Source organism: Legionella sp. PC997, from assembly GCF_014109825.1.
Taxonomy (GTDB): Bacteria; Pseudomonadota; Gammaproteobacteria; order Legionellales; family Legionellaceae; genus Legionella.
The window spans coordinates 1,199,282-1,215,359 of sequence record NZ_CP059576.1 but is presented as its reverse complement, the minus strand read 5'-3'; the positions used below and the strand labels follow the sequence as shown (position 1 = coordinate 1,215,359).

Here is a 16,078-nt window from a genome sequence, read left to right as displayed (position 1 = left end):
TATATATACAGAGCCATTAAATAATCCATTCTAACTGATAAGATTCAATGATGAAAGACGATAATATTCGTTGCTCGGCATGAAGAGGTTCCAGAAAGTAAAAGGTAGACTTTACCGACCATTTTTTCACCAATCTCAAATAAAATACAAAAAATAGCTCACCAAATCATCTAACTTAGTCTTGAAAACAATGAATTAATAATGCCTCAGAATATGAACTGTCTTAGTCTGGCTTGGGTGAAGAACTTAATACTTCATGCCTTTTTTCGATGAGGTCTTCCGCTTTAACAACAATTGGATTATCGTGTAGGAGTTCCCCTGGGTGTATTCGTTTACAAAGTTCTTTATAGTGTTCTAACTCCTGTTCTCGCATATAGAGCTCAAACTCCTTGTAAAAGCCCCTTCCCTTCTCATCGCCAAGAATTTCAATAAATTGGTCAAATAAACCTGTTTTGGGATTACTGTAAAAACAAATATCCGTAAATTTTTTCTGATATATCGAAGAAAATTTATAGTCTTCCCCCACCACCTTCGGTATTTGATTAAACAAAATATCCACGCCCTCTTCCTGGGAGGCATTTCTTGCTTGATGCAATAGTTCAATCACGTGTTGGCGTTTTTCTTTAGGAACAACAAGCGATCGAATTGCTGCAAATTTTTTGTTTTCATCATTTAAAAATGGAGCGCCACCTACCCGGGCACCTCGTTCAGCAAGTGAGAGTTTCGTATGTTCTTCGGATAATTTTTTTAGAGTAGCAAGAACGGCGTGGCCGGTAAAACCTGTAGCCTGAAAGGCCATGCCTTCCCTGTCTAAACGTCTTAATATATCTTCAGCTGTTGTATCCGATTGAAGTGTATTCAAGGCCATTAATAAGGGTTCGAATTGGGAAGCATATTCTGGGTGTTTTTCGCGAATAAAATCACTTAAATAGCCATTTAGAATCTTAACCCCTTCATCGAATAATCCCGAACCATATTTAACCTCTGCATTAGGAAATTTAAGAACCTCATTCAACTTTTCTCCGCCAAAAATAAAGTAAAGTCTCCGTCTGGCATAGTATTCACTATAATCAATCTTATACTTGTCAAAAAAATTTTTAATCATTTCCAGAGGAAAAGTATTTAACGGGGTAATCGTAATAACCGATTGATCTTTATCATTTTTAGCTAAGACATCCGCTTCCGCTTCTAGCAACAATGATATAGCATCGATATTATGAGATTCGACGGCTGACAATAATGCAGTATTGCCTTGAGCATCTCTTAGCTCAATCAACTGAGCTCGTTTCTCAGGTTCTCCATGGACTAAACTGAGTACGTTCCTTAATGCATCAATGTGCTTATTCATAATTGCTTTATGTATCGCTGGTTCACCTTTATTATTTTTTTTCAGGAGTAAATCAGGATTATGAGTATGAATATAACCTGCAGCATCCCCATAATTTCCTTTGGCGAGCAGCAAATGAAACGCTGTATTGCCTTCTCCATCTCGCTCCTCCAATGAACTACCTTTATCGTGCAAAAGCTTTACAAGTTCCGCTGAATTAATCTCTGCAGCTACTAGTAATGGAGTTTTTCCTTTAGAGTTTCTATCGTGGATTGAAAAATGACCACTAGAAATTAAATGATCAACAAGCTGAGTTTGGCCACTTTTTATGGCAACAAACAATACATTGTCATTTTCAACATCCTTATCCTGGATAGGGGATGGATCTAAACTGAGAAAATAATCGACTATTTTTGTTTTACCAAAATGTGCCGCAATGAGCAAAGGGGTCATTTGAAATTCATCCATAGCCGATAAAGAAGCCCCTTGTTCTACTAACCATGGTACAGCGACTAGATCACCTCTTTTTACAGCATCAATTAAAGCTTGGTTTCTTTCATTTGCCGTACTTAGAGTCACTAGAGAATTAGCAATCTCAAGTTGAGATGCCTCTAATGCAAGTTGAAAAGCTGTTTTTTCTTGGTTGTTTTTCAACTCAGCTGATAGACCACTCCCTAATAAATAGTTGACACACGCTAAATGCCCATTTCTTGCAGCTACCAGCAAAGCATTTTCACCATTTTTATTCACCATGGTCAGATCGGCACCTTTTTCATGTAAAAATTGCAGGGTATCTAAATGCCCATTTTCAGCAGCCAAAAGGACTGCATTTTCCCCATGACTATTTTTTTTATTTAGGTCTGCGCCTTTTCCAAGCAAGTATCCAATAATTTTTAAACTTCCTCTTCCCGCAGCAACCATTAATGGAGTATTTCCCTGTTTATCTTCTACTTTTGCGGCGAATTCTTCAGGAAATAATTTAATTACATCCAATCGATCATTTAATGCAGCGAAATGCGCTCCAGACCATCCATTTTTAGTTTGATGACGAAGTAAAAAATCTTTATTCCGTGCCCTATTTAAAAGGATCTCTAATGCCGTTACATCACCTAAGGCACCCGCAACCAGGGCAATTTTCTCGAGTCCCTTTCTTTGCAAGCCAGTGGGAGGTAAGCCTTTCATTTTATCGTATTGTTGCGAGAGAACTATCTGTGCAGAAGGACTTAACTGGGGGGCAGATTCTAAAAATGGCATCGTCTTTGATGATGAATACAAGTGACAACATTCCAGAGGGGTAAATCCATCGTCATTGGGAATTTCAAGTATTGAACTATGGAAATCCTCAGCTTTTCTCATTAATACTTTCAAAATTTCAGGCTGATCGTATATTGCTGCTAGATGCATAAGGGTATTACCGTTTTCATCAGTCATTTGAAAGTTATCTTCATAAACACCTGACATATGCCATTGAAACTGAGCAAAATTTCCCTGTTTTATCGCCGCTTTGAGAAGATCTACTTTTCCCATTAAATAATATCCTAATCTCTCATTCTATTAATGAAAGTATAGTTCGTCTTGCATCAAATAATGTGAAAAGAGTCACATATGCAAAAAAGCTATTTTTAACCTAGGAATTATCCATTCTGATAAAAGGTCAATTCACGTAATATTGCTGTGGCATAACCTCCAGCCGGCAAACTAAAAGATAACTCAGCATCCTTACCTTTAATTATGCAGCTCAACTCCTTCACATGCAAAATATTAGCGCGCCAATCTTCTTCTAAACCATAAAGTTCCAACCCTGTTAACCAAGGTTGCCAATCAAGATAGATTTTATTAATCAATGATAACGCTTTATCTTGGACTTTGAATTTACTTTTACCTGGTAACGGGCTCGCTGGAGAGATATCTTTGTCTCGAATCCTTTCAAGTAATTCGTTATCGACGTGATTAATAATAAAAATACTGTTTGATCCTTGCAGTTTCATCACATCACCAGGTAGTGGAATATTCCAGCTTTGCTCCCTAACACGATGTGATAAAATCAAATTGAAGATCCATGAACGTGCGGCGGAAAGATACATGCCCCGTAGGAATCGATCTTTTACTTTCCTCCCTCGAACGAACATTTCCTCTGCTTTCAGCAAATTACCGGCATTGCGACCAAAGCGCTGCTCTCCAAAATAGTTAGGGACACCATCCTTTTTAATGCATTCAATGCGATTGAGCAAATCCTCTTGATGAGAGATTTCACGCAAATGCACAATAAAGTGATTGCCAGTTAAAAATCCTGGTTTCAATTTTTTATGATGGCGCGTATGTTCTAAAATGCGCCATCCAGGTGCTGCAAGTTTTGCTATCTCTGGTATCTGCTCCCCTGGAGCATGAATGCTCAACCATTGAGTAGTAAGGGCTTGTCTATCTTTTAAACCTGCATAACCAATGGATTTTTCGGGTTTATGCACTAATTTTGCTAAAGATTTAACTAATTCATTAGTGGTTAAGCCCTTTTTTTCTATTTTCAGAACAATATGTTCTCCTTCTCCAGAAAAAGGACTATCAAAAAACTCATTCACCTGAAAATCTTCTGGAGTGCATTTAAAACATGAAGTGGACTTTGGTAGCCCATTAACATATGCCCAGTCTAAAGAATACATCCACCACCCTTACGAAAAATTTACTTTACCTTTTACCAAAATTTGATAAAAAACTATATAAATCAAAAAAATTTAAGTGCATACTTAAAAAAAACTGCACATTTATATTAATTGTTACTAAATGGATAGACTAGCAAATGAATGCAACATTTCCACGAATACGAAAAGCGGTATTTCCAGTGGCGGGTTTAGGGACACGATTTTTACCCGCAACTAAAGCAGCACCCAAAGAAATGTTAACTGTTGTAAATAAACCTTTGATTCAGTACGCAGTTGAAGAAGCTTATGCGGCCGGAATACGTCAAATGATCTTTGTAACGTGTCACAATAAACGCGCCATTGAAGATCATTTTGACCATGCTTATCAACTTGAAAAAGAACTGGAACTTCATAACAAAAATGAACTTTTATCTATAGTTAAATCAGTAACTCCTGAGGATATGGAGTGTTTTTATGTACGTCAGGCAAAACCCCTGGGTTTAGGCCATGCCGTTTCATGCGTGGAACAAATCGTTTGTAATGAAGCCTTTGCTGTAATTCTTGCAGATGACTTAATGACTAATACAACGCCTGTTATTCAACAATTGGCCGAAATGTATGCGCAATATGGTCATAGTATTATTGCAGTAGAAAATGTTCCTCAGGAATTAACAGAGTGTTATGGTATTATTCAAGGGGCGCCCTGGGATAAAGACCTCTTAAGCATACATCATCTTGAGGAAAAACCTAAACCACACCTTGCTGCATCAAATATTGCAATTGTAGGTCGTTATGTGCTTACCCCAAGTATTTTTGAACACATTAAAATGTTGCCGCGTGTAGAACATAAAGAGATTCAATTAACTGATGCAATTAATGAGTTAGTAAAAAAAGAAACAGTTTTAGCATTACCTTATGAAGGTAAAAGATATGATTGTGGGAGTGTGCTCGGTTTTCTTAAAGCGAATGTAGACTTAGGAAAACAGCATCCTACTGAGGGGAAAAATTTTTCCAAGTGGCTTGTAGCTTAAATTATGACTGAGAATGTATATGGAACAACTTACAAAAATGAATTCCTGGAAAAAACTCGAAAAATTAGCAAAAACATATATTAATCAAAATCCAGAAACAAAAATTTACTCTATATCCAGTGATAACATCACCCTAGACTATAGTGGACAACACGTTAATCCCCAAATTATGGATGCACTTATTGAATTAGCCCATGAGTGTAATCTGCATGAACAGATTAATGACATGATTAATGGAAAGCCCATTAATAATACAGAAAATAGACCAGTCTTACATACAGCACTTCGTGCCTCAGATAATAAAGTCTTATTGGTTAATGAGCGAAATATTATTCCAGATGTAGTCAATGTTCGAAACACAATGAAACTCATCTCCACAAAAGTCAGAAATGGTGAATGGCTGGGTTACTCGGGGAAGCCTATTACTGATGTGGTTAACATAGGAATTGGCGGTTCGATGCTTGGCCCTTTTTTTTGTATCAATGCATTAAGCGATTTAGTAACTGACCAATTAGGGTTCCATTTCATTTCTGATGTAGATCCCAATGCATTTGCACGAGTTACTACAAAATTAAACCCGGAAACCACTCTATTTATTATTTCCTCGAAGTCATTTACTACACCTGAAACCTTATCTCATTTCCAAAAAGCTTTCTCCTGGATCAATCAGAAACAGTATTTTAATCGGCATTTTATTGCAATCACCGCAAATGTTAAAAAAGCGGAGGAAATGGGTTTTGAAACTATTCTTCCAATATGGGATTGGGTGGGGGGACGTTATTCTTTCTGCTCCGCAATTAATTTAATTTCCTGTATTGCCATTGGTTTCGAACATTTTTCAGAAATCCTTGTTGGAGCCAACAACATGGACAACCATTTCTGTACGGCACATTTTACGCAAAACCTACCGATTCTTTTGGGATTAATAGGATTGTGGAACATTAATTTTTTAAATATTAATAACTTGCTCGTCATGACTTATTCACAAGATTTACAATATTTTGTTCCCTATCTTCAACAACTTGATATGGAAAGTAATGGTAAATCAATAAACAAACAAGGCCGTAGAATTGATTACGCGACAGGCCCGATTATCTGGGGTGGTTTGGGCAATCATGCGCAACATAGTTATTATCAATTATTGTGTCAAGGGACTAACAAAATAGCTGCTGATTTAATTTGTCTCCGTACGTTTGATGGTAGTGTAATTAATAAAATATGCCATGCCCACAAAGAAGTATTAACGAAAGGCGGTAATCATAGCGAGAATCCGCACAGTTATATTGCTGGGGAAATCCCGTTAAATCTTCTTTGCTTGGATGATTGTTCTCCCCGAACCCTTGGCTCACTCATTTCTTTATATGAACATAAAATTTTTGTCCAAGGCGTAATTTGGAATATAAATTCCTTTGATCAACCCGGGGTCGAAAGCTCAAAAGAAATAGTGCGACAGAATAATTGGATTAGTTAGCGCCAATCACTGGTGTTGGTACTGGAAAATTAATTGGTATCCCTGACCTTTGATTAATAAAGTTTGAGAAGAGGTATTTCAATTACGGAGATACCTTTTTAACTTTGTTAGATAAGATAGCCAATGCCTAAGATGTAATATAGTTATTTTAATCTGCTCTCAACCATTCTTGACATACCCCATTCATCTTGCTATTTTGTAAAAAACTCAAAATATAAGACAATATGTTTAAAAACAAAACTATTTCTATCATAGGCGCAGGGCATTTAGGAAGTGCTTTAGCACGTGGTCTGATCAAAAGTGGACACCCTGCAAACTTAATAACATTGAGTAATCGTGATCCCAGTAAATTAGCGCGTTTAGTTAAGGAACTAGGGGTACTGTCAGCAGAAAACAACATTCAAGCAGTTCAAAATGCAGAGATTCTTATTCTCGCTGTAAAACCCCAGTTTATGCAGGATGTATGCCAGGAGATTGCCCCTATCATGCAATCAAGAGACCCTGTTATTATTTCCTTGGCAGGTGTAATAGAGATTGATCATATCACTTGTTGGCTCAACAAGAAAAACCTTGGAGTTATTCGGGTAATGACCAATACTCCAACCGAGTTTTGCAAAGGAACATCTGCCCTATTTGCTAACTCGTTCGCTACATTGGAACAAAAGCAATTAATTGAAGCTCTTTTTAATGAAGTAGGATACAGTTTTTGGGTTGAGCAAGAATCCCTGCTCGACACACTTACAGCCCCGATTGGTTGTGCACCAGCCTATGTTTTTCTATTTCTCGAAGCGCTACAAAAAGCGGCAATAAGTCGCGGGATTCCAGAAGAAATCTCAGAAAAAATTGCTTTGGAATCAGTGGTTGGGGCTGCAGAGTTAGCAAAAAAATCAGGGCGTTCTTTTTCTCAATTGCGTGCCGGTGTAAGTACACCTCAGGGTGTAACCGCCCACTCTTTGGAGAAACTGTCCTTTGCTGATTTTTTTGATCTCTTTAAACAGATCTATGAAGCTGCAGAAGAACGAATTGAGCAAATAACCCAATCTTTAAACAATCGAGAATAAGGTTTTTTAGTAAGGTGTAACTCAGAAATTTTCTTAAACTGCCCGGGTTAGGCTACGCTTCACCCAGGCTACGATTCTATATTATTAGTTGTTCTAAGCCTGAGCAGCTTAACCCAAACTTGATACGGGTCTAACCCAAGGGTTTAGTTTAGTTATAGTTGATGGTAACTTACTTATGCTGCGTTGTGCTTCAGCCCTAGTTTCATACTCTCCCACCGTCAGCACAAACCAAACACCTTTAGCATTAGTAAAATGTCTTATTTTAGCATTTTCTGCAAGTAGCTTATTATTTTTCTGAAAACGTTCTATATCTGTTTTATTATGACTTGCAGCCACTTGAATGGTATACAAATTCATAGTTGTATTATTACTGGAAGATTGATCTTTTTTATCTTTCTTCTCTTGTGGGGTTGGAACTTCAACTAGTTTTGACTCACGTTTGAGATCTGACTCTGGATTTTCACGTTGAAACTCAGACTCAGGAATTCTGGGTGCTTGTTCTGCAAGATTTTGCATTTGTAGTTTAGGAATCACCACGACCTTATCAATAATAGCTACTGGGGGCTCACTAAGTATCTCCTCGTTAAGTTCATCCAAAATCTGTTTTTTGGGTAAGGAAGAGTATACTAATTGTCGCATTGAAGAATCCTGCCAAGAAGCAATTTGGCTCTCAAGCACTTCAGGTTGTTTCTGTTGCTTTAATGCTATATCCTCTATATTTTTATCACGGTGAGACTCAGTAATTGAATGATAAAATGTTGAAAGATCATAATTCTGAGCAAAATAAAAACCGACGAGACCGGCAACAAAAGCCACACTAGCAGCAATACTTGTTGTTTTCACCAATTTTAAAGGTTCCTTTTTCTTTTGGGTAGTACATTTAAATACAAATGTTTCTAGATTGCCGTTAATCTTGGCTACATTTCCTTTGGTTAATAGATAGAACTGCTTAAACTGCGCATCAGTTAAAGGTTTACTTATCAAATGTGCAGCCATAGCACGTTGTAATACATAGGTTCTAGTTTCACTTTCATTCAATGAGCCCAATTCAATAGTGTGTACCAAATTCTCAAAAAATGAAGCGACTAAATTATTAAGCGTTGCAACAATCGAATAGTCCGATATAAGACAAAGATGGAAAAAACTAAAATTCTCTTGGCTCTTTATAGCTAACATTGCTTCTTTAATAAAAGATTCTGGCAAATGTTGCGCATCATCAATCAGTAACAACACATGTGCTTTACGCTCATTTATTTGAGCTACCAACGAACTAATATCGGTATGTTCATCGCAATTAAGATGCAGCTGGGTGGCAATTTGTTGAATAATGCTTTCTCGATGACAAGGAGGCTTCACTGTCATAGAAATTGATTTGATCTGTTGATCTAAATTGCCTTGCAACAAAGTACCAAAGGAAGTTTTACCCCCTTCCTTTTCGGATAAAACCGTAATAAGCACATTATTAAAAAGAACTAGATGGTTAATGAAATCAATCTTAGCAAGCCAAGATCCTGGCTTAAATAACACTCTTGGTTGAATTACAGCCGTTACATCAGACTGAATCATTCCCTCTTTCATTTTTATTCTCCTCTTACAGCCGCAACAAGTGCATTATACAAACAATCCTCTGTTACTCCAGATTCAAGATAACAATCGCCTGGTTTTTTTATCAGTACAAAGCGTAATCGATTATTTTTAATTTTTTTATCCGATTGCATTAAATCTTTGAGTTTTTCTAAATTAATATGTGTTGGAATTTTATGTGGTAGACCTGCTAGTTGTAGAATTTGCTCAACTTGTTCGACCAATTGTTCATTAATTAAATTCATTTTATGCGACAAGACAGCTGCACAATATAATCCGATTGCTACTGCCTCACCATGTAACCATTGTTGGTAATGGGTATATGTTTCCAGTGCATGGGCAAAAGTATGGCCAAGGTTCAATAAAGCTCGCTGTCCAGCTTCCTTTTCATCAGTTTCTACAAATTGAGCTTTAATACGGCAACATTCTGCTATTAATTGAGGCAACTGGGGACTCTTAGCAGTTAATCCTTGTCGGAGTGCGTCACTACTCAGTTTAAAAAAGTCATTCCCGGCAAGCAAAGCATATTTTATCATTTCCGCCAATCCAGCACGGAATTCTCTTTCAGGGAGAGTATTTAATGTATTTAAATCAATAACTACTGCTTTGGGTTGGTAAAAACTACCAATCATATTTTTGCCCAAAGCATGATTAATTCCTGTTTTTCCACCTACTGAAGCGTCAATTTGCGCTAATAAAGTTGTAGGAATTTGAATAAGTTTTACCCCACGCTGATATGTTGAAGCTGCAAATCCAGTCATATCGCCAATTACTCCACCCCCTAAGGCTATAAGAGTGGTATCTCTGTGATGTTTTTTTTGGATTAATACATCATAAATCGCAAACAAGCTTTGTTGATTTTTATATTGTTCACCATCTTCCAAAATCAACACGTCACACTGAACTTTGGAAAATGCGGCTTTCACGTAGTTTAAATAAAAAGGAGCTATTGTTTGGTTGGTAACAATTAGAATTTGCGATGAAGTTACTAGAGTTTGCAGGAAATCTGGTTTTTGCAAACCATTACGGCAAATAATAATAGGATATTGATGTTCCGTTAAAGAAACATCAACCTGATCATATATCTCAAAGTTCGCCATAAATATATTTTATTATATTGTTTGCAACAGCTTTGACCGTTAATTTATCTGTTTCAAAACTAACATCAGCTAGCTCAGTATAGAATGGTTCCCTCTCATCTCTCAACAATTCCAATCTGCCTTCTAGATCAGTGGTTTGCAACAAAGGACGCTTGGTATCTCGCTTAGTTCTTTCAAATTGTTGTTGTAAGGAGGTTTTAAGATAGATTACGGTGCCACGTCCTGCTAAAGCATTTCTGTTTTCAGGGGTAATCACCACCCCACCACCTGTAGCCAAAACAATGTTGGTTTTTTGAGTTAGTTCTTCAATAACTTTTTGTTCGCGGCGTCTGAAACCCTCTTCTCCTTCAATATCAAAAATCCAAGAGATATCCGCGCCAGCACGCTCTTCAATTACTTCATCCGAATCAAAAAATTCTAATTTGAGCTCCTTTGCCAAAGCACGACCTATAGTGCTTTTACCTGCACCCATGGGTCCGATGAGAAAAATATTTCGTACTTTAACTATGCTCATTTTTTATCACATACCTCTTTAACTGAAATGTCATTAATTAAAGATCGAGTCCGAAATAACTTCCCATTTTAGCATTAGACTAAAATATGATTCAAAGCCAAAGTGGGGGATATTTGGGGCTCAACCCTAACTGTATTTTTCGCAGTTAGAAATTCCCGCCCATTATTCTACAACAAATGAGCATATTTTATAACTGTTTATCTTATTCATTTATATTATATCACTTCATTAATAAAATAATGCCCTGTTAAAAACAAGTTATGCGTAAAACAAGCCTTAATTTCGCTGAACTCATAGCAATTTCTCTCATCTGAAAAATTTTATTTTTCATCAAAACGAACTACTTTTCTCCCCTCAATTGCCGTAATTGATAGTGAATTTGTTATTATTTTGGGGGTTATGAAAATAAGCAATTCATCATTTCGAATCCCCACTTGTGTGTTTTTGAACAAATTTCCAACCACCGGTAACTGGCCAAAAAATGGTACCCTCGTAATGGTCTTACTCTTATCTTGCTGATAAATCCCACCCAACACTATTGTTTGTCCATTACTGACCAGAACATTCGTCTGAATTTCTTTAGTTGCAATTGCCGGCACCCCATTAAATGTCAAGTTTGGCAAGGCCCTATCCTGATTAATCTTCAATTCCATCAGTATCTTGTTGTCTGGAGTAATTTGGGGTTTTACATTTAAACTTAATACCGCCTTTTTGAAAGCTACTGCTGTTGCCCCACTTGAAGTGGCTTCCTGATAGGGAATTTCCTGACCCGATTGAATTTCTGCAGCCTGTTGATTGGCTGTAATCAGCCTAGGACTAGATATTAATTCAGCAAGTCCCTCACTTTCCAAAGCAGAGAGTTCAAGGTCAAGTAGGATATTATCGCCAAGCTGTGCCAATGCAATACCTACAGAAGCTGGTGTAGCTCCTGTCAATGGGGCAGCAACTAAATCCAGGTTTAATCGGTCAGTAAAGGGCTTGACGTTTGCAGGAGCAACTCCCTGCGCTAATTGATTCGCCCCCTCTAAAGTACCACTGAGATGAGTAGGTTTGGAAACCCCCCACCGAATTCCAAGGTCTTGAGCAAAATCTTTCGTTACTTCAACGATCCGTGCCTCAATAAGCACTTGTTTGACAGGTACATCCAACTGTTTAATCAACTCTCTAACTTCATCAATTCTGCCCCCAATATCTTGAATCCAGATGGTATTGGTACGTGTATCAACACTCACGCTACCTTTTTCTGATAAAAGGGAGTTTTGTTTGTCTTTAATCAAAACTGCGAGTTCGGTTGCTTTGGCATAATTAATTTGTATTAACTCAGAACGTACAGGCTCATTTTTCTGGATGGTTTGTTGATTTTTGAGTTGTTCTGCCTCCATTTTTTCAAAGACACCTTTTTTATCAACTAAAATCACATTACCTGATTGCCGCTTGTCAAGTCCTTGAGTAGTTAAAATAATATCTAATGCTTGATCCCAAGGAACATTATTTAATCTTAGTGTAATATCACCTTGAACCTGATCACTCACTACGATATTAATTCCCGTAAAATCAGCAAGTAACTGTAATACGGCTCGAATGCTGATGTTTTGGAAATTTAAGGAAAGTCTTTTCCCCGAAAAAACCTTCTTTTTTAATTTGGCCTGTTGTTCCTCTTCTGGTGTTAAAGGAATTACGTCAATCATAAATTGTTGATTAACCTGATAGACATTCTGGCCATAGCCTCCTTTGTTGAATAAAGTCATATGCGCATTTTTACCCACTTGCTGAAAAGTAACCATTTGCACTGGGCTGTGGAAATCCGAAACATCGAATCGCTTCCGTAAGTTCGGTGGAACTTTAGTATTTAAAAATTTAATTAGAATTTCTTTCCCATGCTCCTCCACTTCGGTGGGAACACTCGTACTAGAAACATTCACTATTGCTCGACCACCCTGTCGTTCAATTCCTCGAAAATCAAAATGATTGATTACATAATTTGTCTTGGCTGGGCGATTGGTAATTATCAGTGCTTGAGGGGGTTGGAATAATTCATTACTTTTGCCATTCAAAATAACAGTATAAACCCTTCCAGATATGGTTCCTGAATAAGGCACTGAATAATTTAACTCCAAAACAGCCCGAACACGTGAACCCACCGCAACAACCGAGTACCGATTCAGCGAGCCCAATTTAATTACATTGGCTTTTTGTTTTCGAGGCAACTGCAAATTGGAGTCAATAAAATCAAGGACTATGCGTGCTGGGCTTTGAGTAACAAAACTTGCAGGTTCTTGTTTTATGGGATTTGCAAATTCGAAATCCATACGTAACTTTTCCTCTGGCAAAGGAATTACTTTGACGGATATCAAAGGATTATTCTGGGCAAAAGTCATACCCACGCTCATGCAAAATAAAATGAATAAAGTAGCTATTTTCCGCACTTTTACTCCTACTTCCCAGTATTTAATTCAAGCGTGGTCGTATGCTTTTCCCACTTTCCTGAAGTTTGTGTTGTTTCTAGTAATTCAATTGCGCCATTCTTAATTGAAACAATACGGCCATAATTTTGTCCCATATAATTACCTACCCGGACATGAGTAATATCTTTATTAGGTAGTTTAATCAATGCCCATATTTCATTTCCTTGCGTTAAAGTACCTACAAATTTTAATGCGTCTAAAGGATAAGCTTCCAAGGGTTCCTTGGGCCTATTTTTATCGGGAGCATTTACATCAACTTCTGTCTTTTTTTGAGTCGTTGGCATAAATGGGTTTCGTCTATTACTATTATCAGGAAATTTAAAAGTTGGTAAAGGTGCAAATGAAGGAATTGGTTCAATATCCCGTGTTTTTCTTAATTTTACATCATGAATGTATCGCACCAAATCATCATTACTATTGGAACAAGCAACCAATAGTAACGATAAAAAAAAGATAGAACTAATCCCTAGTTTTCGTCTTATCATTGTGTGCGATATCGATATATTTTGGCAGTTATGCTCATTATCAATTCATCTCCCGAAACTACTTTATCTTTATCTTTGGAAGACACCCTTTCAATACTAAAGTCATGTAATGTTACAATACGATCCATTTCTGCAACACGACTTATAAACATGGCGAGCTGAAAATAAGTACCTACTACTGAAATTTTTATAGGTAACTCAATGTAGAAATCGTGCATTACTTCAGGTTGGGGCGCAAATAACTCAAATCTTAAGCCTGATGCAACACCTGTTTTGGAAATGGATTCCAATAAACCGGGCATCTGATTTTTTTCTGGAAGCTGTTTCAGCATTTGGGTAAAACGCTCCGTCATAATCTGCAGTTGCTGGCGATAAGCTGGCAAATTAATTAACTGACGTTGCTTACCTTCAAAATCTGTTTTTAATGTAACCTCCTGAGCTTGAAGTTGATCATATTGGGTAAAATTATCTTGTATGATTAACCAATACCCCAGAGCAATAATCAAAATACTAACCCCAGCAAGAACACAAATCTTAACCACTAACGGCCACTGTCCCAAATTTTCCATTGTCAATTCATTCAGGTTAATACCGTTCATAGTTTTATCCCGATCTGGAACTGAGGCGCAAGCACAAAAGTTAACTTAAACTCATTCTCTGCAGATTCTTGTTTGTTATTATCTTTATTTTTATCCTTATCTTGATCCTCTCTTTTAATTTGACTTAGGACAGGATCATGGAGCCACTCATTATTTTCTATATTCCTCATTAATATTGAAACAAAAGTATTCGATTCCGCATAGCCAATAACGGTTATAACATCATTTTTCCCATTTATCTGAGTAAAATAGACACCAGCCGGGATTACATTAATCAATTCATCAAATAAATGAACCATTAGTGTTCGCGTAGATTGTAAATGCTGTACTATAGACATTCTAGAAATCAGCAATTCTTTTGTTTTTTTTAAATTTTTTATTTCCTTTATTTGCGCATCCATATCATTAATTTCTTTCTGGAGCATCTCGTTGCGTGTGGTTTGATTACTTACCAACCCTGATGCATAAGAATTAATTAAAAAAACAATAAACGCCGAGAGCACAATGCATAAAAGCAGCATAGTCATGAACAACTTTTTCTCCTGCTCCCGCTTGAGCTCTCGCCATGGAAGAAGATTAATTTGCGTCATATACTCTCACTTAACTTCCCTTAGAGCCAATCCACAAGCTACCATTAGTCCTGGAGCATCATTATTTATAGAATCTAAATTCACCATCTTACCTGGAGTCATATGTGACAATGGATTGGCAATTGTCGTACTCATCCCCAATCGCTCTTGAACCAACGCCACCAAACCTGGCAACTTGGCTAATCCTCCTGCCAATAAAATATGATCTACATCGCCATCCTGACTTGTGGAATAAAAAAACTGCAAGGTACGCTTGATTTGCAACAAAATATCCTCTTTAAACGGTTCTAATACTTCCTTTTCATAATCCTCAGGTAATGTTCCATTATCCTTAGCCAACATGACTTGTTCTAAAGTCATTTTATAGTGTTCCGCAGTCGAGTCTATTAATTGCTTTCCGCCAAATTTTTCTTCTCTTGAGTAAACTAATTTCATTCCTTGTAATACAAACAAATGCGTGTAACTTGCACCAATATCGATGATGGCAATGGTTTTATCTTGTCCAGAGGCAGGTAAATCTTTAGCAAGTTGCTGCGCTGCGCGTTCTACGGCATAAGATTCGACGTCAACCACTGTTACCTCCAAACCCGAGTGGACGGCAATATCTACACGTTGATTCACATTTTCTGCTCGTGAAGCAACAATTAACACGTCAAGCATATTCGGATTTTTTTCAGAGTGACCTAAAATTTCAAAGTCAAGATTGATTTCATCTATCGGATAAGGAATATATTTATCTGCTTCTGTAACAATCAACTCCTCCATCTCTGCCTCACTTAAACCCTCATTAATTTGGATTACTTTGTTAATGATTGAGGAATCAGGAACCGCTAGAGCAGCTTGCTTACATGAGGTATTTAGACGGTCAATTATTTTTTTTATGCACTGAGAGACTGCATCAACATCTTTAATAGTGTTCCCATCCATTGCATTTGCAGGAAGTACTTCACGGCCATAGTTTTCGACAACCAACTCATCGCCCTGGCCTGAAATTTCTAAGATTTTAACCGCTGTTGATGTTATATCGATTCCGAGAATGGAACGATGCTTGGGTTGAAACAGTCTGAGCATACTTCCTATTCCCTTGAGTCTTCCATGCATTCAAAAAATACTCCTTTGGTTTATATGATGATGTTAACGTAACCTATTAAAAAATTACACTGTTTTCTATCTCATGAAAGTCATTCAAGGTGGACCTGTTGGCATTTTCACCAT

13 protein-coding genes are annotated in these 16,078 nt (G+C 37.2%); 3 read left to right on the top strand and 10 right to left on the bottom strand.

From position 1 onward, the window contains the following. Positions 1–223: 223 nt before the first annotated feature. Both HBNCFIEN_RS05060 and truD read right to left on the bottom strand, forming a co-directional pair. Positions 224–2,854, bottom strand: a complete 2,631-nt coding sequence (locus HBNCFIEN_RS05060; protein ID WP_182392989.1) for an ankyrin repeat domain-containing protein — start codon at positions 2,852–2,854, stop codon at positions 224–226. A 107-nt stretch (positions 2,855–2,961) separates the two neighbouring features. Beyond that, positions 2,962–3,984, bottom strand: a complete 1,023-nt coding sequence (gene truD / locus HBNCFIEN_RS05055) for a tRNA pseudouridine(13) synthase TruD (RefSeq protein ID WP_182392988.1) — start codon at positions 3,982–3,984, stop codon at positions 2,962–2,964. Between the two features lie 137 nt (positions 3,985–4,121). Between truD and galU the strand changes: the two genes are divergently transcribed. The 3 genes from galU (at position 4,122) to proC (ending at position 7,526) form a co-directional block, all read left to right on the top strand. After that, a complete protein-coding gene (gene galU / locus HBNCFIEN_RS05050; RefSeq protein ID WP_182392987.1) occupies positions 4,122–4,994 on the top strand; it encodes a UTP--glucose-1-phosphate uridylyltransferase GalU in 873 nt (290 codons plus the stop codon). A 19-nt stretch (positions 4,995–5,013) separates the two neighbouring features. Further along, positions 5,014–6,465, top strand: coding sequence for a glucose-6-phosphate isomerase (gene pgi, locus HBNCFIEN_RS05045; RefSeq protein WP_182392986.1), 1,452 nt, complete (start codon positions 5,014–5,016; stop codon positions 6,463–6,465). A 224-nt stretch (positions 6,466–6,689) separates the two neighbouring features. Then, positions 6,690–7,526: a pyrroline-5-carboxylate reductase gene (gene proC, locus HBNCFIEN_RS05040; protein ID WP_182392985.1), complete on the top strand. Its 837-nt coding sequence runs from the start codon at positions 6,690–6,692 to the stop codon at positions 7,524–7,526. Positions 7,527–7,634: 108 nt separating this feature from the next. Here proC and HBNCFIEN_RS05035 read toward each other — a convergent pair whose 3' ends face one another. The 8 genes from HBNCFIEN_RS05035 to HBNCFIEN_RS05000 form a co-directional block, all read right to left on the bottom strand. Further along, positions 7,635–9,104, bottom strand: a complete 1,470-nt coding sequence (locus HBNCFIEN_RS05035; protein WP_182392984.1) for an SPOR domain-containing protein — start codon at positions 9,102–9,104, stop codon at positions 7,635–7,637. Positions 9,105–9,106: 2 nt separating this feature from the next. After that, positions 9,107–10,210, bottom strand: a complete 1,104-nt coding sequence (gene aroB / locus HBNCFIEN_RS05030; RefSeq protein ID WP_182392983.1) for a 3-dehydroquinate synthase — start codon at positions 10,208–10,210, stop codon at positions 9,107–9,109. Next, positions 10,197–10,724, bottom strand: coding sequence for a shikimate kinase AroK (aroK, locus tag HBNCFIEN_RS05025; protein WP_220471005.1), 528 nt, complete (start codon positions 10,722–10,724; stop codon positions 10,197–10,199). Before aroK ends, aroB begins: the two co-directional genes overlap by 14 nt. Before the next feature lie 320 nt (positions 10,725–11,044). Continuing rightward, positions 11,045–13,150, bottom strand: coding sequence for a type IV pilus secretin PilQ (locus HBNCFIEN_RS05020; protein WP_182392982.1), 2,106 nt, complete (start codon positions 13,148–13,150; stop codon positions 11,045–11,047). An 8-nt stretch (positions 13,151–13,158) separates the two neighbouring features. Then, a complete protein-coding gene (locus tag HBNCFIEN_RS05015) occupies positions 13,159–13,674 on the bottom strand; it encodes a pilus assembly protein PilP (protein WP_182392981.1) in 516 nt (171 codons plus the stop codon). Further along, positions 13,671–14,273, bottom strand: coding sequence for a type 4a pilus biogenesis protein PilO (locus HBNCFIEN_RS05010; protein ID WP_182392980.1), 603 nt, complete (start codon positions 14,271–14,273; stop codon positions 13,671–13,673). The genes HBNCFIEN_RS05015 and HBNCFIEN_RS05010 overlap by 4 nt, the downstream gene beginning before the upstream one ends. Then, positions 14,270–14,863, bottom strand: coding sequence for a PilN domain-containing protein (locus HBNCFIEN_RS05005; RefSeq protein WP_182392979.1), 594 nt, complete (start codon positions 14,861–14,863; stop codon positions 14,270–14,272). Before HBNCFIEN_RS05005 ends, HBNCFIEN_RS05010 begins: the two co-directional genes overlap by 4 nt. Before the next feature lie 6 nt (positions 14,864–14,869). Next, on the bottom strand, positions 14,870–15,934 hold the full coding sequence (locus HBNCFIEN_RS05000; RefSeq protein ID WP_182392978.1) for a pilus assembly protein PilM: 1,065 nt from the start codon (positions 15,932–15,934) through the stop codon (positions 14,870–14,872). Between the last annotated feature and the right edge of the window lie 144 nt (positions 15,935–16,078).